The organism is Anoxynatronum sibiricum, assembly GCF_039414295.1.
Classification (GTDB): domain Bacteria; phylum Bacillota; class Clostridia; order Peptostreptococcales; family Tindalliaceae; genus Anoxynatronum; species Anoxynatronum sibiricum.
In genome coordinates, this window is the sequence record NZ_JBCITM010000002.1 from 256,786 (window position 1) to 276,657 (window position 19,872).

Annotated in this window: 20 protein-coding genes; 2 read left to right on the top strand and 18 right to left on the bottom strand. The window is 43.9% G+C overall.

The genetic code is table 11. The annotated features are described in order from the left end of the window. Positions 1-6: 6 nt before the first annotated feature. From smc to AAIG11_RS03250, 7 genes are all read right to left on the bottom strand, one after another. Entirely contained in the window at positions 7-3,594 is a 3,588-nt protein-coding gene (smc, locus tag AAIG11_RS03220; RefSeq protein WP_343184823.1) for a chromosome segregation protein SMC, read from the bottom strand. A gap of 62 nt (positions 3,595-3,656) precedes the next feature. Then, positions 3,657-4,385 (bottom strand): ribonuclease III, encoded by a 729-nt coding sequence (gene rnc, locus AAIG11_RS03225; RefSeq protein WP_343184824.1) that lies wholly within the window; start codon positions 4,383-4,385, stop codon positions 3,657-3,659. Further along, positions 4,382-5,401 (bottom strand): phosphate acyltransferase PlsX, encoded by a 1,020-nt coding sequence (gene plsX / locus AAIG11_RS03230; protein ID WP_343184825.1) that lies wholly within the window; start codon positions 5,399-5,401, stop codon positions 4,382-4,384. The genes rnc and plsX overlap by 4 nt, the downstream gene beginning before the upstream one ends. After that, positions 5,398-5,991 (bottom strand): transcription factor FapR, encoded by a 594-nt coding sequence (gene fapR / locus AAIG11_RS03235; RefSeq protein ID WP_343184929.1) that lies wholly within the window; start codon positions 5,989-5,991, stop codon positions 5,398-5,400. Before fapR ends, plsX begins: the two co-directional genes overlap by 4 nt. 126 nt (positions 5,992-6,117) lie before the next feature. Beyond that, positions 6,118-6,297 carry a 50S ribosomal protein L32 gene (rpmF, locus tag AAIG11_RS03240; protein ID WP_283408367.1) on the bottom strand — a complete coding sequence of 60 codons (180 nt, stop codon included), beginning with the start codon at positions 6,295-6,297 and terminating at the stop codon, positions 6,118-6,120. Positions 6,298-6,309: 12 nt separating this feature from the next. Further along, complete coding sequence (locus AAIG11_RS03245) at positions 6,310-6,843, bottom strand: YceD family protein (protein WP_343184826.1); 534 nt, start codon at positions 6,841-6,843, stop codon at positions 6,310-6,312. A 72-nt stretch (positions 6,844-6,915) separates the two neighbouring features. After that, positions 6,916-8,112: an acetate/propionate family kinase gene (locus AAIG11_RS03250; RefSeq protein WP_343184827.1), complete on the bottom strand. Its 1,197-nt coding sequence runs from the start codon at positions 8,110-8,112 to the stop codon at positions 6,916-6,918. A gap of 335 nt (positions 8,113-8,447) precedes the next feature. On the opposite strand from AAIG11_RS03250, the gene AAIG11_RS03255 reads away from it, so the two are divergent. After that, complete coding sequence (locus tag AAIG11_RS03255; protein ID WP_343184828.1) at positions 8,448-9,701, top strand: nucleotidyltransferase; 1,254 nt, start codon at positions 8,448-8,450, stop codon at positions 9,699-9,701. 9 nt (positions 9,702-9,710) lie between these two features. Here AAIG11_RS03255 and AAIG11_RS03260 read toward each other — a convergent pair whose 3' ends face one another. The 5 genes from AAIG11_RS03260 to AAIG11_RS03280 are packed head-to-tail and all read right to left on the bottom strand — an operon-like array spanning position 9,711 to position 13,261. Then, a complete protein-coding gene (locus tag AAIG11_RS03260) occupies positions 9,711-10,169 on the bottom strand; it encodes an ATP synthase subunit B family protein (RefSeq protein ID WP_343184829.1) in 459 nt (152 codons plus the stop codon). A 2-nt stretch (positions 10,170-10,171) separates the two neighbouring features. Beyond that, positions 10,172-10,675 (bottom strand): pantetheine-phosphate adenylyltransferase, encoded by a 504-nt coding sequence (gene coaD / locus AAIG11_RS03265; RefSeq protein WP_343184830.1) that lies wholly within the window; start codon positions 10,673-10,675, stop codon positions 10,172-10,174. After that, positions 10,672-11,298 (bottom strand): 16S rRNA (guanine(966)-N(2))-methyltransferase RsmD, encoded by a 627-nt coding sequence (gene rsmD / locus AAIG11_RS03270; protein ID WP_343184831.1) that lies wholly within the window; start codon positions 11,296-11,298, stop codon positions 10,672-10,674. The genes coaD and rsmD overlap by 4 nt, the downstream gene beginning before the upstream one ends. Further along, positions 11,258-12,886: a DAK2 domain-containing protein gene (locus AAIG11_RS03275; protein WP_343184832.1), complete on the bottom strand. Its 1,629-nt coding sequence runs from the start codon at positions 12,884-12,886 to the stop codon at positions 11,258-11,260. The genes rsmD and AAIG11_RS03275 overlap by 41 nt, the downstream gene beginning before the upstream one ends. Before the next feature lie 18 nt (positions 12,887-12,904). After that, positions 12,905-13,261 (bottom strand): Asp23/Gls24 family envelope stress response protein, encoded by a 357-nt coding sequence (locus tag AAIG11_RS03280; protein WP_283408360.1) that lies wholly within the window; start codon positions 13,259-13,261, stop codon positions 12,905-12,907. Between the two features lie 286 nt (positions 13,262-13,547). Here AAIG11_RS03280 and rpmB point away from each other — a divergent pair, with 286 nt between their 5' ends. Beyond that, positions 13,548-13,739, top strand: a complete 192-nt coding sequence (rpmB, locus tag AAIG11_RS03285) for a 50S ribosomal protein L28 (protein ID WP_283408359.1) — start codon at positions 13,548-13,550, stop codon at positions 13,737-13,739. Between the two features lie 63 nt (positions 13,740-13,802). On the opposite strand, the gene AAIG11_RS03290 is transcribed toward rpmB, so the two are convergent. From AAIG11_RS03290 to rlmN, 6 genes are read right to left on the bottom strand one after another with little or no spacing between them, the layout of a single operon-like run. Beyond that, positions 13,803-14,456 (bottom strand): thiamine diphosphokinase, encoded by a 654-nt coding sequence (locus AAIG11_RS03290; protein WP_343184833.1) that lies wholly within the window; start codon positions 14,454-14,456, stop codon positions 13,803-13,805. A gap of 11 nt (positions 14,457-14,467) precedes the next feature. Then, positions 14,468-15,130, bottom strand: a complete 663-nt coding sequence (gene rpe, locus AAIG11_RS03295) for a ribulose-phosphate 3-epimerase (protein WP_343184834.1) — start codon at positions 15,128-15,130, stop codon at positions 14,468-14,470. 1 nt (position 15,131) lies between these two features. Further along, a complete protein-coding gene (gene rsgA, locus AAIG11_RS03300) occupies positions 15,132-16,010 on the bottom strand; it encodes a ribosome small subunit-dependent GTPase A (RefSeq protein WP_343184835.1) in 879 nt (292 codons plus the stop codon). Positions 16,011-16,019: 9 nt separating this feature from the next. After that, entirely contained in the window at positions 16,020-17,996 is a 1,977-nt protein-coding gene (pknB, locus tag AAIG11_RS03305; RefSeq protein WP_343184836.1) for a Stk1 family PASTA domain-containing Ser/Thr kinase, read from the bottom strand. 17 nt (positions 17,997-18,013) lie between these two features. After that, positions 18,014-18,763 carry a Stp1/IreP family PP2C-type Ser/Thr phosphatase gene (locus AAIG11_RS03310; RefSeq protein ID WP_343184837.1) on the bottom strand — a complete coding sequence of 250 codons (750 nt, stop codon included), beginning with the start codon at positions 18,761-18,763 and terminating at the stop codon, positions 18,014-18,016. A 44-nt stretch (positions 18,764-18,807) separates the two neighbouring features. Then, entirely contained in the window at positions 18,808-19,845 is a 1,038-nt protein-coding gene (gene rlmN / locus AAIG11_RS03315; RefSeq protein ID WP_343184838.1) for a dual-specificity RNA methyltransferase RlmN, read from the bottom strand. Positions 19,846-19,872 lie beyond the last annotated feature (27 nt).

Sequence of the window (19,872 nt, forward strand, 5' to 3'; positions counted from 1 at the left end):
CTGATATCAGCCAGTCATCATCTCACGCTTGACTTCTTCCAGTTTTAGTGGCAGCAAGCTGGAAACCCCTTTCTCCTGCATCGTAATGCCATAAAGTGTATGTGCGCGTTCCATCGTCTGTTTTTTATGAGTCACTACAATGAATTGAATTTCTTTTGAGAGATCAATTAGAAAATCAGCAAAACGACTGACATTGGCATCGTCTAAAGCTGCTTCAATTTCGTCCAAAACACAAAAGGGTGAAGGCTTTACCAGTAAAATACCGAAAAGAAGAGAAATCGCCGTTAATGCTTTTTCTCCACCGGATAGAAGCGACAAATGTTGAAATTTTTTGCCTGGCGGCTGCGCTATAATATCAATTCCCGTTGTTAAAAGATCTTCCGGGTTCTGTAGTACGAGTTCAGTATTGCCACCTCTGAATAAGCGCTGAAAAACAGCTTTAAACTGCACCTGGATCTTATCAAACTGTTCCTGAAACTGTTGAATCATGTGTTTTTCCAGCTCAGAAATAATCGTCTCCAGAGACTGCCTTGCCTGCAGCATATCTTCCTCTTGATTAGTTAGGAATTCATAGCGCTCTTTTACACGTCGATATTCATCCAAAGCCCCCACATGCACCTCTCCCAGTAACTGCATTTCTTGCTTCAGTCCTGGAAGATCAGATGGTTTTAAAGAGCCTTCCGGCTGGCTGTTCAGCCAGATCTTTGCCTGCGTAGGGTTCATTTCGTGATACTCCAGCAGTCGGTCTATGACCTGTTGACGTTGCCATTCCTGTTTAGATAAGCGCAGCTCTGCCTGGTGATTTTTCTCAATAAGGCGTTGTTGATTCTCATTATGCAGCAACCGATCTTTCTGCTTCAACCGAAGTTCTTTTTGAATGCGGGTCTGATTTTCCTGCACTTGCTGCAAACTTAGTTGTTCCTCTTTCAGTTTGCTATTTTGAACGGTTTCTTTCTCTTTCAACTTCTGCATAGCATTGTGTGTATCAGTTTGTTTACTGTTTGTTTCTTCAAGATCTTTAAGTAATTGTAATTCTCTCATTTTCAGTGATTGGTGCCGCATTTCCATGTTCTTCTTTTCTGCTTCCAGTGCTTTGTTTTTTTCGCGATGAGCAGCCAACGCCACCTGCTGTTCACCTGCAATCTTTTTTAGCTCGTTTAACTGAGACAGCAATTGTTGCTGCAGTTCCACTTCACGCTCCACTTCTGCCCGCACACCAGCAAGTGCGTTCTCCTTATCATCCAGTTCTTTCCGTAATTGTTTCAACTCATTGCCAAGATTTTTTAAATGATTTGACAGTTGCTCCTGTTCCTGATTAAAACGGTGAATTCTTTGAGTCAACAAAGAAATCTGTTGCTGTAAATGGTCAATTTCCCCTTCACATTTCACCAGTTGATGCTCTTGTTGTGTGCTTTCCTGTCTCTGCTCCATTAAGTGAGTTTTGATTGAACTCCGCTTAATATTAAGTTTATCCATGTGAGATTCTGTCAAATTGCGTTTCTCAGCAAGTTGATGTATTTCCTTGCCAAGCTCTTCAATTTCTCGTTTCCGAACCAAAAGCCCATCCTGTTGGGCTGAAACACTCCCCCCTGTCATGGATCCGCCGGGCTGCATTAAATCTCCTTCTATTGTGGTCAATTTCACCTGATGCTTTAATTCCCGGGCAAGACGAATGGCTGTATCCAAATCATTCGTCACCACTACTCGCCCTAACAAATTTTGAAAAACAGACTGATATGGGCTTGGAAAACTGATGAGATCAATGGCACAGGCCGCTGCTTCTTCATATTTTTCAACAATTTGCTGTTCATAATGGTTCAAAGTGCGACCTTTGATCACGTTAATGGGTAAAACCGTCACCCTCCCCTGATGATTACTTTTCAGAAAATCAATCAACTTTTTTCCCTGAGACTCTTCATCAGTCACTAAGTATTGCAATGCTGGTCCCAAAGATGTTTCAATGGCAGTCTCATAGCCCTTTGGTACTCTCAGCAAATCAGCAATCACACCGTGGAAACCACCTGCCAGCTCAGGATTTTGCTGTACCGCTCTCAACACATTCCTCACGCCCCGCTGGAATCCTTCAAAGGTTTTTTCCATGTTCACCAGTGTATTTTTCCTGTGCATGCGTTGATCGTGTTCTTGATTCAACTGATGCAGCTGTTTCTCCATCTGCATCAGCTGGCGTTCAACTTCTTCCAGTGACGCTTCTGAAGCTTCCATTTCACCAGCGATCATCACCAGTGCTTTTTTTAATGCCCTTAATTCAGTATCCGCCATTTGTTGCTTTTGCTGCGCTTCATCGGCTTCTAATTCAATCACCTTGTGATCTTCCTGCAGTTGCTGCTGCCGTTGAATGGCCGCATCTTCCAAAGCTTGTACCCTTTCGATACGCGCCTTCAGACCTGCAATCTGATTGAGAGATTCTATGATGCCCGCCTTGTTGCTCTCCAACTGATTCTGCCTTTGTAACAACTGGCTGTTTTCCAGTTGTACTCTTTCATTGAGTTCGGCCATTTTCTCTTCCTGTTCAGTGTATCTGTGCTGTTGATGCAACAGCTTTTCTTCTAACTGCTGGAGATTCTCATTTTCCTGGCAAATTTCAAAATGCAATTGACCTGAGGTTGCATTCAATCTATTATTTTGGTCCTCCAAATGCTCCATGCGCTGTTTATGGAGGCGATACTGAGTATGGTTTTCTTCCAGTTCTGTTTCCATTTCTTTTATGCGTCGACCAATCAACTCTTTTTCCGCTTCGCAATGTTGCACTTCATTTTCGGATTCTTGAAGTTCCTTTTCCAACAACACTAACTCGGCCTGAATCTCACTCAGCATTTGCTGCCAACGCTGCTGTTCAAGCCTGATCTGATTAATTCCATCGTCAGATTTTATGATATCTTTAAGGAAATGATCTACTTCAAGCCTGCGTATTTTTTCCCGCAGATTCAAGTATTTTTCCGCTTTTTCTGCCTGTAAGCGAAGTGGTTCAAGCTGTTCCTCCAGCTCCAGCAAAATGTCTTTTAACCGGGAAAGATTTTCGTTGGTTTGTGTAATTTTTTTTTCCGCTTCTTCTTTCCGGGTTCGGTACTTGACTATGCCTGCTGCTTCTTCAAACAGAAGCCGACGCTCTTCACCTCTCTGGCTCAGTAACTCATCAATACGTCCTTGTCCAATGATGGAATAACCTTCTTTTCCGATACCCGTATCCATCAAAAGCTCTTTAACATCTTTTAAACGACATCGGTCGCGATTAAGAAAGTACTCACTTTCACCAGATCTGTAGACTCTGCGGGTAATCGCCACTTCCTGATAAGGGACACTCATCACTCCTGCATTGTTATCAAAATAGATGGTTACCTCCGCTAATCCCTGTGGCTTTTTGCGGTCCGTGCCAGAGAAGATAACATCTTCCATTTTTTGTCCCCGAAGACTTCTGGCACTTTGTTCTCCCAACACCCACCGAATCGCGTCGGCTATGTTGCTTTTGCCACAGCCATTGGGACCTACCACAGCCGTAACACCTGTTTCAAATCCCAGTTCAACGCGCTGTGCAAAGGATTTAAATCCCTTCATTTCAAGTTTTTTTAACCGCAAATGGAACCCTCCCAAAACACACTTGTGATGCTATCTTACACAGAGCTCCTAAACCATGCATTTTACGATTTCATCTCCAAGAAATTGATCGCTGACTTTGCAGCCCGCTGCTCCGCTTCTTTCTTGTTTTTCCCCTCTCCGGCACCCAATGTCTGGTTTCCGACACGAACCTCGATAAAGAAGGTTTTGTTATGATCCGGCCCCTGCTCATTAACAACACAATATTCAATTCTTTCTTGTGTCGACCCCTGCTGGCCTCCCTGCCATATTTCCTGTAGCTTTGTCTTATAGTCAGTCATCAAGTCGCCATTGGCTGCCAAGTCAATTAAGTCGTGAAAATTGTTCAAGACAAAAGCTCTTGCAATTTCAAATCCACCATCCAGATAGATAGCTGCAATCAATGATTCCAATCCATCTGCAAGTATTGACTCTCTGTCGCGGCCGCCACTGGCTTCTTCGCCCCTGCCCAGTAAAAGATAGCTTCCTATATTGATTCGTCGTGCTTTCAGCGCCAGGGAGGCTTCACAAACAACATTGGCACGAACTTTTGTTAATTCACCCTCAGGCAAATGGTGATAGGTTTCAAATATATAGTGACTGATGATCAGTCCCAGTACTGAGTCACCCAAAAACTCAAGCCTTTCATTATCATGCATCCGTCGATGTTTCCATTCATTTGCAAACGAACTGTGTGTCATTGCTTCCATTAGAATGCTTTCCTTTTTAAATGAATAGCCAATGCGTTGTTGCAACTCCGGGCATATGTGATACCAATGATCTAAATCTTTCATTGATGCGTCGCCTCCTCCAACTCAATCGAGGCATTGGGTAATTGACTGATAATATGAGGAACCAGATGATTTTCAAAAGAAATTTTAGCCTGCCGAACAGCATTCTTTAGCGCTTTTGCATTTGAGCTCCCGTGAGCTTTTATTAATAAACCATTAACCCCCAGAAAAGGAACACCTCCGTGTTCTGTGTAATCAAACCGTTTTTTAAAGTCACGAAGCCCTGGTTTTACCAGTAGAGTGCCTGCTTTTCTAAGAAAATTGCGGGTCAGTTCCTGTTTCAGTGTATCTCCGAAGGTTCCTGCCACACCTTCATACAGTTTTAGTATAATGTTACCGGTAAACCCGTCGCAGACGATGACATCCGCAACACCGGAAGGAATATCTCTGGCCTCGATATTTCCCTTAAAGCCAATATGGGCCTGTTCCAGTAAAGGGTAGGTTTCTTTTGAGAGTTCATTTCCTTTTTCTGCCTCAATTCCAACATTCACCAGTCTGATTTCCGGCTCATTGATCCCTGCCATTGTCTGCATGTAACTGCGTCCCATTCGGGCGAAATCCAAGAGATGCTGAGGCTTGCAATCGGCATTGGCTCCTGCATCAATTAAAAGAGAAATGCCTCTTGGGGTTGGTATTGGAACTGCAAGAGCAGGGCGGCTGATACCTTTAATTCGTCCAAGAATAAAAAGCCCTCCAGCTAGTAAGGCTCCGGTATTTCCAGCAGATATGATCGCATCTGCTTCACCATTTTTAACCATCTGAAAGGCAACAGACATGGATGAATTCTTTTTTTGACGCAATGCAACTGAAGGTTTATCCTGATTTTCAATCATTTCAGAACAATGAACAATTGTCAATGCATCTCCAACTGATGGGTGCTGCTTGAGTTCACGTTGAAGAACTTCTTCCCTTCCAGTCAGAATCATGTGCACACCCAATTCTTCAATGGCCTGAAGCGCTGCTTCAACAGTAACCTGTGGTCCAAAATCGCCTCCCATGGCGTCCATTACCACTTTCATGGCTGTTCCTCCTTTATGGTGTCCATTGTCACCAGTATAAACTTTCCTCTAAATACCTGCACCTGTCTGTTTTGAATCAGTACATGGACAAAGTGTTTATTGCCTCTGACTCTGACAACTTCGGCCTTGGCGACAAGCTTGTCACCAGACTCAACCGGCTGCAAGTATTTAATATTTGATACACCTGTTAATGCCGCATTGGCATCAATAACAGCCATCGCCAGAGACTCCGCCTGTGAGTAAATATGATGCCCCATCACCATGCTGGTTTTTTTGAAAGCCATCTCCCTGTTTGTTTCCAGTATTGAAATGCCACTTTCACCTAGTTTTAAATCAATCAATTCCCCTACAATCTCTGTTCCTGCCATACTCCTCACCTTTTCGTAATTCTCAGATGCTGCATGGCGCATGCGTTCCCGTAATTCTGGAATACCCAACTCCAGTCGGTCCAGACGGATGGTTTGTATACTGACCTGAAATCGTAATGCCAGATCTTCATCAGTCAGAAACGGATCTTCCGAAATCAATTGTTGTAACTGTGTCTGTCTTTCACGCTTGTTTCTGCGCGGTGACGAACCGTTTGTTTTCATCTGATTCACCTCGGGTTCATTAGTACCTGATGCTAATCTCAGTATACCTGAGTTTTTTATAACTGACAAGGAAGTCCCTAAACAGAAAAAACAGCAAAGCCATTCGGCAATGCTGTTCTCTAAAAACTACTTGACATCAATGACTTCTTTACCCTTGTATGTTCCGCAATTGGTGCATACTCTGTGGGAAAGTTTTGGTTCATGGCATTGAGGACACTCTGAGGTGGTTGGAGCAACATACTTGGAGTTAGAAGCTCTTCTCATATCTCGGTCAGATTTACTTGTTTTGCGCTTTGGTACTGGCATGACAACACCTCCTTACTCATTCGCTTTCTCAAGCCAGTCTCGCAATTGGGCAAGTCTGGGGTCCGGCTCTTTTTCATTTTTGTCTCGATCCAGACAGTCACATTCACCCTGTTCACGCCTTTGACCACACAGGCTGCAAATTCCTTCGCAGTTCTCGCGGCATAGCGTTTTCACGGGCAACTGAATCATTAGCTGTTCTTGTGCATACTGGAGTAAATCCAGATGAAAGCCTTCATAAAAGCACACATTATCCTCAGGCTCTATTTCCTTTTCATTTCCAGCAGGCAACAGTTCTTCAAAAGATTGGGCCTCAATTGCCTGTTCGACCGCTTCCAGGCAACGTGCACAGTGAGTGGTGATATTGACCTGAATTTGAGTTTCCAGAAAAAGTTGATCGCCAATTTTCCGAACATTGCCGTTCACCTGAACAGGACCATTGCAAACAATCACATCTCCATAATAGTCCACATTGGGTTGCTCATACGCAAACTCATAGGAGAGAAATTCCGCTTCCTTTTTCAGCAACGGAGATAAATCCAGTTTCATCGTACCACCTCTGTTTCCAATAGAAAAAATTATATGGCTCCGGCAAGCATTTGTCAAGGCAAATTTCAAACCTTATGAAATTAAAGCTCTTGTTTCTCTTGCTATCATCAATTCTTCGTTGGTGGGCATCAGTACAATTTTTACAGTGGAATCGTCAGTGCTAATGATTGCTTCTTTGCCTCGAAGATTATCATTTTTAGAATCATCGATGTTAGCACCCATGAAAGCCAGTGTTTTGCATATTTCTTTGCGAGCTGTGTCTGAGTTTTCTCCCAAGCCTGCAGTGAATACAACAGCATCTAATCCGCCCATTTCTGCCGCGTATGCGCCTATGTACTTAGTAACTCGCTTGTAAAAAATATCCAGGGCAACCTGTGCCCGTTCGTTATCCTGAGCAGCAGCATTTTCGATATCTCTAAAATCACTGCTGACGCCAGAAATTCCAAGTACACCAGATTTTTTGTTCATGATATTATTCACAGCATTGATATCCAAACCTTCTTTTTCCATGATGTAGGAAATAATCGCAGGATCCAAATCACCGCATCTTGTTCCCATCGCCAGACCTTCCAAAGGTGTGAAGCCCATGGTCGTATCAATTGATTTGCCATTCATTACAGCAGCCATACTTGCCCCATTACCCAAATGACAGGTAACTAATTTTAATGTTTCCAATGGTTTTCCAAGTAATTCAGCTGTTTTAATTGCCACATACTTGTGAGATGTTCCGTGAAACCCGTAGCGACGAATTTTGTATTTCTCATAAAGCTCATATGGAAGTGCATATAAATAGGACGATTTCGGCATGGTTTGATGAAAAGCAGTGTCAAAAACGCCAACCATGGGCACTTCGGCTAATATTTCCTGACAAGCATAGATTCCCATCAGGTTGGGAGGATTATGCAAAGGTGCCAGGTCGGAACATTCTTCAAGGGCATCAATGACTTCCTGGGTGATCATCACTGAGCCTGAAAATTTTTCGCCTGCATGTACAACCCGATGACCAACTGCATTGATCTCATCCAGTGTGTTCAGAACTCCATGATCTTTGTCCTGCAACGCATCAAGCACAACTTTAATGGCGTCCTTGTGATTGTGCAGCGCGACTTCAATCACCGTTTTGTCTTTATCAACGGGCTCATGTTTGACAAAAGAACCCTCGATTCCGATCCGCTCAGCGACGCCCTTTGCCAGTAGCGTTTCGTTTTCCATGTTGATGATCTGATACTTAAGTGATGAGCTGCCGCAATTTAATACCAATACTTTCATGTTAGACCCTCCCATGATTAAATGTGATTACATCCGTTTTCCCAATGCTTCCTGTCAATCATAATAAACTTTTAACAATTTTTCAACACCTGGCCCAAATTGTCACATTGTTGCCAAATGCTTCTTTTCAATTTCATCTCTAATGACACACTGAACTTTATTATAGCATAATCCTTTAACCCATACCACTCATCCATCCTACGAAAAGGAGGCAATACGCTAATATTTTGTCATATCCATCGCAATTGACACTGCTTACCATCTGGTGTGTTACCTGCATCTCATGATAAGATGGATATCACATTGAAAATCACATAAGAAAGGCGGTTCCAACCATGCCTGTGCTGGGACTTATAACGGAGTATAATCCTTTTCATCATGGTCACCTTCATCACTTGAATGAATCAAAGAAAATCACTGCTGCAACTCATACCGTGGCTGTGATGAGCGGACATTTTATGCAGCGGGGAGAGCCTGCCCTCACCGACAAATGGACCCGGGCTTCAATGGCCGTGGCTTGCGGTGTAGATCTTGTAATTGAATTGCCCACTTTCTATGCCTGTTCAACAGCTGAACAGTTTGCACGGGGCAGCATTCTGCTGCTTGATCACTTAGGGTGTGTGACCGATGTATGTTTTGGAAGTGAAATAGGTGATCCGGGCATCTTTAAACTTATTGGGTCTTTGCTGGCAGATCCGCACCCTGACTATTCCGATTATTTAAAACAAGCTTCATCGTCAGGCATCTCTTTTGCTGCTGCTCAGGAAAAAGCCCTTATACGAATCATTGAGCGCGATTACCCAGAAATGCTGCCATTGGCTAAACAGGTCTTTAATCGGCCAAATAATGTGCTGGGAATAGCTTATGCCAAGCACATCATCAAAACAGGCTCTTCTATGGCATTACACACCATTCAGCGAATTGGAGCCGAATATCATGATCCAACAACAATGCATCCCGTTAGCAGCGCGACAGGCATCCGACGTCTTTACCAGAATACTGGAGATGTATCTTCCATTAAACCCTTTCTGCCTTCTGAATCTTATGAAAGGTTACTTTGTGGTATTAGAGAAGGTCGCGGGCCGGTATTTCTTGATGATTATCATCAGGAGCTTCTGACACTTTTAAAGCGTTCCAGCATTGACGAACTTGTAAATCTTCCAGATATCTCTGAAGGGCTTGAACACCGAATCATGAAATGCATCAAACACTCAGGCTCCATTGAAACATTCATGTTTTGTGTCAAAAACAAACGAGTGCCTTACACTCGTTTGCAAAGAATGCTTATCCATTTGTTATTAAATCTCAACCAAAAAGAGCTGACAATATGTCAGTATGACACATCCTCTATTTATGGCCGTATTCTTGCTTTCAATGACCGCGGAAGAGAGTTAATCCGCATTTGTCAAACCACCACAAAAATACCGCTTATCAACAAAACAGCTAATTTCCAAACAGCTTCTCCCGAAATCAATCAACTATTGGACATTGACCTCAAGGCCAGTCGAGTCTATGGAACAAAGCTGCACCACAAGTCCTTTTCACAGGGTGAACCTGATCTTCTCATGAGCCCTGTTTATGTTCGATAACCTACATCGTTAGCTGTTCTGGCGGCTCATTTGCTTCAATTCTTTTCTGTTTTCTTCAATGGTATGCAGCATTTCGCGAAGCGTCTCACTGGTCTCAGCCAGCAGATCATCGGTATACTCCCGGGCGCTCAGCTTCATTTCTTTAGCTCCCTGCTGTGCCTGCAATATGATTTCTTCTGCCTTTTGTCGCGCCACGCGTACAATTTCATCCTGCTCAACCAGTGATTCAGCATGTTTGCGTGCTTCCTGTATGGTTTGTTCACCTTCCTGTTGTGCTTCTGTTAAAATCCGCTGGCGTTCTTCCTTGATCCAAAGAGCCTGTTTCATTTCATCAGGTAGATGAATTCTGATTTCTTTAATGATTTCCAGTAACTCTCCCTGATCAACCATGACTTTGCTTACAAAAGGGATCGTTGATCCGCTTTCAATCAAGTCTTCCAGTTCTTCAAGCAGTTGCAGTACATCCACGACTATCCCTCCCTGTCATCTGTTAACCCAGAACGAAATTTGTGCCGTATCACTCTTTCAACCGTTTCCGGTACTAAACCTTTTATACAGCCATTCAGTCTTGCAACTTCTTTTACAAGGCTGGAACTCAGAAATGAGTTCTGACTCTGTGTCATCAGAAACATTGTCTCAACCTTTTGGTTTAACTTTCGATTCATTAAAGCCATTTGAAACTCATATTCAAAATCAGAAACAGCTCTCAGCCCTTTAATAATCACCTGTGCATTCTGTTCATCCGCAAAATCAACCAAAAGACCTGCATGCATTTTAACAGAGACATTATGAAAGGGTGCGACAACTTCCTCTATCATGGCAACTCTTTCCTCTATAGAGAACAACGGTGACTTCGAAGTATTGGGAAGTACTGTTACTAAGACTTCGTCACAAAGCCTTGAAGCGCGCTCGATGATATCCAGATGCCCATTGGTGATAGGATCAAAACTTCCCGGGTATAAAGCCCTGATCATTCGCGTTCCTCCTTCCGGCTGTAGTAAGCAACGCCGGTGGTTCCGTACTTTCGCACTGATGTTTGGTGAAAATCACCTAGTTTTTCTGGAATCTTTTCTTCAAAGCTGAACTCAACCACCACAAGCCCGTCCCTTTTAACCACTTCTGCCTGATTCAAACACAGCAGCGTCTTTTCAATATAACCCTGACAGTAAGGTGGATCTGCAAAAACCAAATCAAACATAATCTGTCTTGATTTAAGCCGCTTTATTGCAATATCACTATCTTGCTGAATTAATTCAGCCCATTCCAATAAACGTGTTTTTATCAAATTTTCCTTTATCAGTTCTATTTGCCGGGGGGCACTGTCAACAAAAAAAGCTTTTTTAGCATTCCGTGATAATGCCTCAATTCCCAAGGTGCCTGCACCCGCAAAAAGATCCAAAACAACCGCATTTCCAACTCGTGACTGTATGGAGTTAAAGATTGCTTCCCGAACCCTGTCAGAAGTGGGACGAACCGTCGTTCCCTTAGGTGACAGCAATCGGTGCCCTTTTGCAATTCCGCCAATTACGCGCATATAGTCACATTCCTTTTGTGAGTTATTCCAGTGAAAACAGATAGTAATAGAGTGGCTGACCACCAAAGTACACCTCTATTTCAAGCTCAGGGTACTGTTTTTTCAAATGTTCCTCCAGCTCTGTTGCCATTGTTTCTTTGATATCTTCGCCATAATAGACTGTCAGAATTTCATCTTTTTCGGCAATCATTTTTTCTATCAATTGTAGAGACACTTGTTGAACGTCTTTTCCGGCAGCCAGGATTTCTTTTCCTGCCAAACCGATCATAGCGCCTTTGCTGATTTTAAGCCCATTCATTTCTGTATCTCTTACCGCATAAGTTACCTGCCCGGTTCTGATATCAGTAATTGCTTCCTGCATCAACTCTTGGTTTTCTTCTGCGCTCATTTCAGGATGAAATGCCAGCACAGCAGCAATTCCCTGCGGAACAGTCTTGCTCGGTATCACCGTCACAGGTTTGGGACTCAATGCCTTTGCCTGATTTGCAGCCATGATAATATTACTGTTGTTGGGCAGAATAAAAATATGATCGACATTCATTTTTTCTATAGCTTTCAAAAAGTCCTCTGTGCTGGGATTCATCGTCTGACCGCCTTCAATGACCTCATCCACAGTAAAATCTCTGAAAATTTGGGCAATACCTTCCCCCATGGCAACGGTGATCATGCCATATGGTTTTGGAGGATCTTCAGTTGCGGACATTGTCCTCGTTGCTTCTATTTCAAAAATTTCATGACGGTGCTGCAAGCGCATATTGTCAATTTTGATATCACTCAGATATCCCAGTTTCAAAGCTGCTTCCATCACTTCGCCGGGGTGATTGGTATGAATGTGAACTTTAATAATATTCCCGTTGCCCACCACCAGCTGAGAATCACCCGATGTTTCAAAGGCCTCTCTCAACGGATCCACATGACTGGCATCTGCATGAATGATAAACTCAGTACAATAACCATATTCAAGTGACTCATCATGTTCATGAGATGAGTCACTATTCATTCGGGGCATTTCTTCCTCGATCAGTACGATGCTCTTGCCTGCAAGTCCGTTGTAAGCACCTTCCAGAATTGATACCAATCCTTTTCCGCCTGAATCGACCACACCGGCATCTTTAAGCACTTTTAGCAACTCCGGAGTTCCCTCCAGTGATACATTGGCCGCCCGGATCACCTGCTCACAAAAAAAGTCCAACTGAACAGACTGCTCCGCCAGCTTCATGGCAGCTTCAGCACTTTCGCGAGCCACTGTTAGAATGGTGCCTTCTGTTGGTTTCATCACTGCTTTATAAGCAGTGTCTGATGCATTTTTCAATGCAAGTGCCATATCTTGTATGGTTAATCGCTGTTTTCCAGCAACACTTTTGGAAAAACCACGAAACAACTGAGAGAGAATCACTCCCGAATTTCCCCGGGCGCCCATCAATGATCCATTAGCAGCATGTTCCATTAGTTCATCCAACTCATCACTTTGTGCTTTTCCCAGTTCTCGAATGGCAGCTTCCATCGTGAGTGACATATTGGTACCCGTATCGCCGTCTGGCACAGGAAAAACATTCAATGCATTGATGGCCTCCTGCTGTGCCTGCAGGTTCTGTCTGGCAGCCGTAAGCATTTTTCTCAGCATGACGCCATCGATGGTCTCTTTATTCAAAGGGGCTACCTCCTTCAGTTACTTTTGTACACGCACACCCTGAATGTTGACATTCACTTTGCTCACTGTCATCCCCGTCAGGTTTTCAATGCTGTATTTGACTTTTTCAATGATGTTGTTTGCAACCACAGAAATTCGGGTTCCAAACTGAATGATCACGTAAAGGTCAATGACAATTTCGTCATCGTTGGTGTGCACCTTGACACCCTTGCTGGATTGCTCGCGAAGCAAGAGTTCAACCAGCCCACCTGCAGACGATCGGGTGACCATTCCCACAACACCATAGCACTCCATGGCTGAAAGTCCTGCAATGGATGCCAGTACATGATCATCAATAATGGTAGTCCCGTACTGGTTTGTCAATTTGCCAGGCATAGATGTTCCTCCCTATCTATTCGTTATCAACCTTGATCAACACGATCTCCTTCAATATCGTTCTTTGCAAAATATATAGAACGTTGGGATACCCCACTTATTATATCACAGCTGATAGAATTTGTTGATGATCATTTCTACAAACCCAACAACAACCACCATTTGTCAGTAAATAACCATTGCTAATTCATCATCAAGTTGTCAATAGGCGGTTGCAAAACAGTAATATATGTGATAACATGTTAATGTTTTAAAGGTTGACCTTGATCAAAGGAGGTGTTTCAACATGGCAAGAACATGCTACGTATGTGACAAAGGAAAAGTGTTTGGCAATCAGGTCAGTCACTCCAACCGCCACAGTAAAAGAGTCTGGCTGCCAAATCTCAGAAGAGTCAAAGCTGTGATTGATGGCTCACCAAGAAGAATCAATGTATGTACCCGATGCCTCCGTTCAGGGAAAGTGGAGCGCGCTTTATAAGCTTTTTCGGATATTAAAAGCCTCTTTGTTGCGGTAACTGAGAGGCTTTTTTTATTTTCCAGACTACCTGAAGCTTTGTTCTTTGCTCTTATTGCGAATAGCCAGCAATAGCCCTTTTTCCACCTGAATCACCGGATGATCTGTGGCGATGACATTGCTGATGCAGCGACTACTCCCCATATCTATTGTTGCCTGATTCAGCGGATATTCGAATCCAATAAGCGTCAGCCCCGTCACCACACTTGATACGGGAATAAAGGAAACTGTTTCGCCCCTTCGCCACAAAGTGTTAACTTCTTTTCCAACAATACGCATTTCAACCTTTTCGCTTTCAATAGTACCTTCGACTTGATGATTCCAGAGCAATTTCAATAAAAAAATATTTCCAAGGGAATGATCGATCCGGCTGCCAATTGCACCTGTCATCGTCACATGCCTGGCACCTTTTTCAATGGCGTGGAGCAGCGCCAGTTCAGTATCAGTATAATCTTTGCGGGTTTCGTAGCGTAGAAGAGGAACATGATGATCTTCGACCCATTGAAGATCTTCATCAGATATCGAATCCAGATCTCCTGTCAGTATCGATGGCGTTATACCAATAGGACGCAAATGTCTGACAGCTCCATCAACACAAATAATCATATCATGTACACTTGCCTGCTCCTCCAAATAAGCCAGATCGTCAACATCACCATTGGTTACCACAAGAATTCTCATCTGTGTCACTCCTAAGCTTGTTGAGTTGCAGCTTTTCTTAAAGCGGTAACTTCCTGTTCAGGAACTTCGCTGTTGAAAATGGCTGATCCTGCAACAAAAACCTTCGCACCGGCTGCGGCTATTTCCCCGATGTTGCCGGAATGAATGCCCCCGTCCACCTGGATCACAGCCTGACTTGAGACGGTTGTCATCATGTCTTTCAGTTTAGAAATTTTGGGAAGCATTCCAGGAATGAATGTCTGCCCTCCAAAACCAGGATTGACCGTCATTACCAGCACCATATCCAGATCAGAAAGCACATATTCCAGTGTATGCAGTGGTGTTGAAGGATTAAGCGCCACACATGCCATCGCCCCAAGTTCTTTAATCTGATGGATCGTTCGGTGAAGGTGTGGGCAAGTTTCAACCTGCACAGATATGATGTCGGCGCCGGCTTTTACAAAGTCAGGTATATATTTTTCAGGTTCAACAATCATTAAATGAACGTCAAATGGCAACTGGCTTTTCGATCGCAAAGCGGCCACTACCGGTGGCCCAATTGTAATATTCGGTACAAAGCGTCCATCCATGACATCCACATGAATATAGTCAGCACCTGCTTTTTCCATGCGAGTAATTTCCTGCCCCAGGCACGAAAAGTCTGCCGAAAGGATGGAGGGAGCAATTTTTATCATGTTAATACCTCCGATTCTGACGAATCTCTTCAATAATCTGTTTGTAGTTCTGATAACGGTTCGAGTGTATACCGCCTGTGATCACAGCTTCTTTCACAAAACAACCCGGCTCTTCCAAATGCAAACAGGAACTGAATCGACATTTTTCCCGAACTGCTTCTATCTCTCTGAAATAATGGCGTACTTCTTCTTTTTCCAAATAGTCTACCGTCAGAGTGCTAAACCCAGGCGTATCCATGAGCCAGGTTTCATCATCCACTTGAAATAGTTCAGAATGACGAGTGGTATGCCTCCCACGGTTGATCCTTGCGCTCAGTTTGCCCGTTTCCAGTGAAAAGTCTGGGAACAAGCTGTTGATCAGCGTTGATTTTCCCACTCCAGATGTGCCTGCAAGCGCCGTTGTATGCGCCTGTAGGGATGATTTAAGGGCAATTAAACCTTCGCCTGTTGCAGCACTGACATGCAGTGCCTGATACCCTGCCTGCTGGTAAGCTTGCATAAGGTTTTCATCTTCTTGAGAACTGTTCAAATCCATTTTATTAAAACATATGATCACAGGCAAATGCTGACTTTCTGCCATTACCAAAATTCTGTCCAGCAACACAAAATTGGGAGCTGGCCGTTGATGGGCAAAAACAACGAGAACCTGATCAACGTTAGCCACTGGTGGTCGAATCAATTCATTATGACGCCGATAAATTCGTTCCAGCATACCTTCACTCATTTCATGTTGCGTGACGGTCACTTCAACTTCGTCGCCAACTAGAGGTGTCATCTCTTGTTTTTTAAGAATTCCCCTTCCCTTACATGTAATCACACCTTCATTGGTCTGTACGTAGAAGAATCCACTAATTGCCTTGACAATTCTGCCCTTGATCATGATCCCTCCCTAAAAAGTAACGTCTGTTGTATGCACCACGCGACCATCAATTTCTATTTCGTAGGTCTGGACTCCCGTTCCGGTAACATTCACTTGCAGATGATCGCCTTCGTTGTCAATATTATGTGTTTTACTGAAAATCAATGTTCGCTGTGCATCATCCAATCGATAGAGCCGCACTTCTACAATGCCACTCTGTCCAACTGGTCCAATGGTCATGGGGCGTGAACGCACAGATTCACCGGCCGCTGGATCTGTCGGAGCTTCCGGTGCTGCTCCATTGGCCTCTTCAGGATCTTCCAGATCCAGCACAGGCTCTTCAATTTGAACTTCTTCCACACCCTTACTAACCGTGAGCGTTATAGCGGTATTTTCCGCTACTTCCCGGCCAGCTGGAATACTCTGCCCAATAACCATGTTTTCCACATATTCATTGCTGAACTCTTCCAGAACTTCTCCAATACGCAGATTAAAACTTTCAAGAATTCCTTTTGCATTTTCAAGGGTATTTCCCTCAACATTGGGCATGGGGATCAGCGCCACCTCAGGCCCTTCGCTGATGATCAGATGTACTGTGCCACCCTCTTCATGAGCACTGCCTGCCCTGGGGTCCTGTCGCACGACAGTTCCTTTTGGTAAATCACTGAAAACATATTCTGGTTCTGCCATCACAAACCCTTCATCTTCCAGAGCAAACCGAGCATCATCAAGGGTTTTGTATGTAACGTCCGGCACTTCGACAGCATCTTCAACCGTACTGACTATCAGTTCCACCGGATAATTAGGGCGTACACTCATCCCTGCCGTAGGATTCTGTGCCAATATCGTATTTGCTGCCACCTCACTATCAAATCGATATTCAATACGATGCTGCAAGTTCAGTGCTTCCAACTCAATGCGTGCTTCTTCCAATGAGAGTCCCTCAAGTTCCGGCATCTTTATGCTGTCATCGGTTGTGCCAAAAAGACTGCTCAGGTAAAACAAGCCAAAAGTGAATAATAAAGCTGCCACCAGGGCAGTAAGAACGCCTGTCACAAGAATAAATCTGGTTTTCCCTGTTTTTTTTCTTCTGTTACTTTTTTGAGCAGCCATTTTTCGAATCTCGTCTCCTTTTGTCTGCGGAGTGATTTGTGTCGGACTTTCATCATACTCTTCATCTATATCTTCCAGAATATAAGTCGGATCAGTCTCCAGTTGACTAAGTGCATCCATTAAAGAAGCTGCTGACTGAAAACGGGCCATTTGTTCTTTCTGGGTCAGTTTAAGAATAATGCCTTCGAGGCCCTCCGAAATGGAAGGATTGACATCAGAAGGCAATTCCATATCTTGCTGAAGATGTTTAAGGGCAACCGTGATCGGACTCTCACCTTCAAAGGGCACTTTCCCCGTGGCCATTTCGTACATCACAATTCCCAAAGAGTATAAGTCTGTTTTAGCATCAGTATATCCCCCCCGTGCCTGTTCAGGTGAAAAATAGTGAACTGAACCCACCAGACTTCCTGTATTCGTCAAGGTGGACGCCGAGGCCGACAAGGCAATCCCAAAATCTGTGACTTTTGCCCGATGGTCTTCTGTAATTAGAATGTTCTGTGGTTTTATATCGCGATGGACCACAAAATTCTCATGAGCATGTTGCAACGCCATCGCTATTTGCTTTGTGAAATATATGATTTCTTCCTGATGTAAGTTTCCTTTTTCCTGGATCAGTTTTTTGAGAGTTTTGCCACTCACCAGTTCCATCACAATATAGTATAGATCATCAATTTCACCGACATCATACACATTGACAATGTTTGGATGTGACAGGCTGGCAACTGCCTGAGATTCCCGTTTAAACTTGCTGACTAAATCTTTGTCGTGAATATACTCATGGCGCAGAATTTTGATGGCTACATATCTGTTCAGAAGATGGCATTTAGCTTTATAAACGACTGCCATGCCTCCTCCGCCGATTTTTTCTATGATTTCATAACGATTACCCAACATTCTGCCAATCAAGGGGTTCACCTGCTTTCTTTCTGATCTGGCTGAGCGTTCACCAGCAACACCGTAATATTATCATGCCCACCTTGTTTATTTGCAAGCTCTACCAAGTTTCTTGCAGCTTCCTGCTCGTTTGCTGCCTGCAGAACCGTCAGTGTGATGTCTGCATCACTCACCATATTAGTCAACCCATCTGTACACAGTAAAACCTGATCATGAGTCTGTAGTTCAATGGATAAGAAGTCTGTTTTAATGGTGTCACTAATTCCCAACGCCCTCGTTATAACGTGTTTTTGAGGGTGATTCATGGCTTCTGCTTCTGTGATTTCACCTCGCAGGTATAGTTCTGCCACCAAAGAGTGATCTCTCGTTAACTGCGTCAATGTATTATTTCTCAGCAAATAAGCCCGGCTGTCACCAACATGACCCACAATAGATCTTTCAGGTGAGTGAAAGAGCGCCGTTAGCGTCGTTCCCATCCCGCTACATGAGGGTTCAAGGCGGGCATGATCCAGAATACGGCGATTGGCACGCTGAATTGCTTCAAATAAAAGCCCTTCAGCTGCAACATTGTCCAGATCAGGAGAAGCATACTTTCGAACATGCTCCAAGACCGCTTCCACCGCCATCCGGCTGGCTACTTCACCACACTGATGTCCTCCCATTCCGTCAGCAACAATGTAGAGGCCGTATCCATTTTCCAGAATTCCATAATCGTCTTGATTGATTTCCCGGATTTTACCGGCGTCTGTGCAGACACCTGTTCTCATGATGGCTCCTCCCACGACTCGTCTTGTGACCTGCTCTTCCAGTGTCACTCTCCCATTTCGGTTAATGTGCGCCTTTTAAGCTGACCACAGGCTGCATCAATATCACTGCCCATTTCCCTTCTGATTGTTACCGGAATCCTTTTTTTCTCCAACACCATTTTTAATCGTTGGGCATGTTGACCATCTGTTGATCGAAAAGTCGAACCCCTTATTGGATTAACCGGAATCAGGTTGACATGACATAGCTTTCCACTAAGAAGGTCTCCCAGCATACTAATATGCTCCACTGAGTCGTTCACACCCTTTATCAGAGCATACTCATAAGTGATTCGCCTTCCCGTTTGTTTGGCATACGTTTCACAAGCATCAGTAAGTTCCTGAACTGAGTAACGGCTTGCTACAGGCATCAGTCTCATTCTGATGGCATCATTGGGCGCGTGCAAGGAAATTGCCAGATTAAAAGGCAGTTGAAGCATTGCCAGCTGCCTTATTTCAGGAATAAGCCCACATGTTGAGAGGGTAATGTGCCTCATGCTGATATGAAGCCCCTTGGGATGATTAACAATTTCCATTAATTTTACTACGTTAGCAAGGTTCTGTAAAGGCTCACCGCTACCCATAAGAACCAGATGACTTACCCGCCTGGGCTGATCTCCAGCAATATAGAGAACCTGCCCAAGCATTTCGGCCGTTGTCAAGTTGCGAATCAACCCCTCTTGTCCAGATGCACAAAAAGAGCATCCCATGGCACAACCAACCTGAGTTGAGAGGCATACGCTGACTCCGTGTTGGTATATCATCAGAACGCTTTCAATGAGTTGTTCATCTTCCAGCTGAAAAAGATATTTGGTGGTACCATCCACCGACGAGACTTGTTTGCGTACCATTTTCAGTGCATTGATGTGATAGCTGTTTTTCAATATTTGCCGCTGATTGATTGACAAATTGGTCATTTCATCGAAGGAAGTGATCCCTTTCTGAAGCCATGCAAATATCTGATCTCCACGAAAAGCCGGCCAGTCTAGTTTTTGGATTTCCTTCCGCATTTCTTCCAGAGAACAATTCAATAAGTCGTTTTTCATACCTGTTCACTCCATGAGTTTCTTTCA

What these genes read in the sequence shown, in the direction of transcription:
- rnc (WP_343184824.1), bottom strand. Translation starts at nt 4,385, where the DNA reads ATGAAAGATTTAGATCATTGGTATCACATATGCCCGGAGTTGCAACAA.
- plsX (WP_343184825.1), bottom strand. Translation starts at nt 5,401, where the DNA reads ATGAAAGTGGTAATGGACGCCATGGGAGGCGATTTTGGACCACAGGTT.
- fapR (WP_343184929.1), bottom strand. Translation starts at nt 5,991, where the DNA reads ATGAAAACAAACGGTTCGTCACCGCGCAGAAACAAGCGTGAAAGACAG.
- rpmF (WP_283408367.1), bottom strand. Translation starts at nt 6,297, where the DNA reads ATGCCAGTACCAAAGCGCAAAACAAGTAAATCTGACCGAGATATGAGA.
- AAIG11_RS03245 (WP_343184826.1), bottom strand. Translation starts at nt 6,843, where the DNA reads ATGAAACTGGATTTATCTCCGTTGCTGAAAAAGGAAGCGGAATTTCTC.
- AAIG11_RS03250 (WP_343184827.1), bottom strand. Translation starts at nt 8,112, where the DNA reads ATGAAAGTATTGGTATTAAATTGCGGCAGCTCATCACTTAAGTATCAG.
- AAIG11_RS03255 (WP_343184828.1), top strand. Translation starts at nt 8,448, where the DNA reads ATGCCTGTGCTGGGACTTATAACGGAGTATAATCCTTTTCATCATGGT.
- coaD (WP_343184830.1), bottom strand. Translation starts at nt 10,675, where the DNA reads ATGATCAGGGCTTTATACCCGGGAAGTTTTGATCCTATCACCAATGGG.
- AAIG11_RS03280 (WP_283408360.1), bottom strand. Translation starts at nt 13,261, where the DNA reads ATGCCTGGCAAATTGACAAACCAGTACGGGACTACCATTATTGATGAT.
- rpmB (WP_283408359.1), top strand. Translation starts at nt 13,548, where the DNA reads ATGGCAAGAACATGCTACGTATGTGACAAAGGAAAAGTGTTTGGCAAT.
- AAIG11_RS03290 (WP_343184833.1), bottom strand. Translation starts at nt 14,456, where the DNA reads ATGAGAATTCTTGTGGTAACCAATGGTGATGTTGACGATCTGGCTTAT.
- rpe (WP_343184834.1), bottom strand. Translation starts at nt 15,130, where the DNA reads ATGATAAAAATTGCTCCCTCCATCCTTTCGGCAGACTTTTCGTGCCTG.
- rsgA (WP_343184835.1), bottom strand. Translation starts at nt 16,010, where the DNA reads ATGATCAAGGGCAGAATTGTCAAGGCAATTAGTGGATTCTTCTACGTA.
- pknB (WP_343184836.1), bottom strand. Translation starts at nt 17,996, where the DNA reads ATGTTGGGTAATCGTTATGAAATCATAGAAAAAATCGGCGGAGGAGGC.
- AAIG11_RS03310 (WP_343184837.1), bottom strand. Translation starts at nt 18,763, where the DNA reads ATGAGAACAGGTGTCTGCACAGACGCCGGTAAAATCCGGGAAATCAAT.
- rlmN (WP_343184838.1), bottom strand. Translation starts at nt 19,845, where the DNA reads ATGAAAAACGACTTATTGAATTGTTCTCTGGAAGAAATGCGGAAGGAA.